This window comes from Hymenobacter agri, assembly GCF_054778495.1.
The window spans coordinates 1-816 of sequence record NZ_BAAGZM010001109.1 but is presented as its reverse complement, the minus strand read 5'-3'; the positions used below and the strand labels follow the sequence as shown (position 1 = coordinate 816).

The following is an 816-nucleotide window of genomic DNA, read 5'->3' as shown; positions in this document are numbered from 1 at the left end:
TGTCCCAGCGGCGGTTCTGGTAGGCCAGCAAGTGGCGGCCGTGCTGCCGGGCCAGCGCCAGCAACTCTTCCAGCTGGGCTACCGACGTGGCTACCGGCTTTTCGAGCAGCACGTGCTTGCCGGCGCGCAGGGCCTGGCTGGCCAGCTCGAAGTGCGTGGCGCTGGGCGTGTTCACCACCACCAGCTCCACGGTAGCATCGGCCAGCAGCTCGGCCGTGCTGTGGTAGCGCCGAATGGTGGGGTAGTCGTGGTGCATGCGCGCCTCGGTGCGCTCTACCACGGCGTAGAGCTCGAAGCCCGGGTGCGCCGCCAGAAATGGGGCCTGAAAGAGTTTGCCCGACATGCCGTAGGCCAGCAGCGCGGTGCGAATGGGAGTAGCAGCCATGGCGGCAAGATACCGCGCCGGCGGCCCGTCCGGCGCGGTGGCCGGGCCCGGCGGGGGCATTGGGCGCGCCCAAAGTGGCACAATGCAGAGTTGCACAAAAAGGATGTAATCAGGAAAAATATTGATAATCAAAGGGTATTGAAGCCGCGGCGGGCATATTGCGAAATTGCTTTTTTGATTCTGCCTAACTTGTACCGGGTTTATTTTCGGTAAGCCGCGGGCACTATCCTCGGCGTGAAGCGTTTGGGAGAAAATACTTCCGGCCGCTACGCCCGCTGCCCCGCCCGGATTTATAGCCGTGTCTCGACATTTTATGAAGCAAATCGTAACGATACTGTGCGTCTGCCTGGGCCTGCTGAGTGGCAGTATTCAGGCGGCGCACGCTCAAACCAAGCCCGCGCCGGCTACGCAGCCCGCGGCCGCGGCCGCCG

1 protein-coding gene is annotated in these 816 nt (G+C 63.5%); it reads right to left on the bottom strand.

Annotated features, from left to right (window positions below):
- Positions 1-385: Gfo/Idh/MocA family protein (locus tag ACYVDE_RS24775; RefSeq protein WP_460504181.1), on the bottom strand; the 385-nt coding region annotated here is incomplete at its 3' end.
- Positions 386-816: the final 431 nt, after the last annotated feature.